The 771-nt window shown below is 69.5% G+C and carries 2 protein-coding genes; both read left to right on the top strand.

Annotation, left to right across the window (positions count from 1 at the left end; all coding sequences use genetic code 11):
• Positions 1–626 (top strand): acyl carrier protein (locus DD1DGNOD_RS26825; RefSeq protein WP_165036575.1); only part of this gene is annotated, 626 nt, incomplete at its 5' end.
• A 48-nt stretch (positions 627–674) separates the two neighbouring features.
• Positions 675–771, top strand: a 97-nt coding sequence (locus DD1DGNOD_RS31135) for a polyketide synthase docking domain-containing protein (protein ID WP_206443081.1), incomplete at its 3' end; no start/stop codon positions are given.

Here is a 771-nt window from a genome sequence, read left to right as displayed (position 1 = left end):
GCGTGGTGGCGTCCGTACGGCTGGACGTCGCCGCGCTGCGCGCGGACACCACGCCGCCGCTGCTGAGCGGGCTGGTGTCCGCGCGGCGTCCCCCGTCACGGCCGGACACGCCGCAGTCGCTGCGCCAGCGGTTGGCCGGCCTACCCGAGCTGGAACAGCACCGGCTGCTGCTGGACCTGCTGCGTGTGCACACCGCCGCCGTGCTCGGACACGGCAGCACGGACACCGTCGACACGACGGTCGGATTCCTGGAGGCCGGATTCGACTCGCTGACCGCCGTCGAACTGCGCAACCAGCTGAACGCGGCCACCGCCCTGCGGCTGCCGACGACACTGCTCTTCGACTATCCGACCCCGGCGCTGCTGGCCGAGCACCTGCGCGCGCAGATACTCGACGGCGATACCAAGGCGCCCCCGCCCGTGCTCGCCGAACTCACCCGGCTGGAGTCGGCACTGGCGACGGTCGCGACGGACGGCACCGTCCGTGCCGCCGTGATCACCCGGCTCAGGGACGTGCTGGCGAAATGGACGGACGCCGGCGAGCGTCCGGACGACGCCGATGTGGCGGACAAACTTCGCACGGCCACCGCCGAGGAAGTATTCGACTTCATCGACAATCAGATCTGAGAACCGGACCCATTGGCGCGGTCTCCCGAATTTTCGAAGGTGATACGCATGACCGAGGAACAGCGGCTCCTGGATTATCTGAAGCGGGTCGTGGCTGAGTTGCACGAGGTCCGGTCGCGGTTGCGTGCGGTGGAGGAGGCGGCGG

This window comes from Candidatus Protofrankia californiensis (assembly GCF_900634765.1).
Taxonomy (GTDB): domain Bacteria; phylum Actinomycetota; class Actinomycetes; order Frankiales; family Frankiaceae; genus Protofrankia; species Protofrankia californiensis.
Note: the sequence above shows the minus strand (reverse complement) of the source record. Positions and strands in the feature narration are given on the sequence as shown.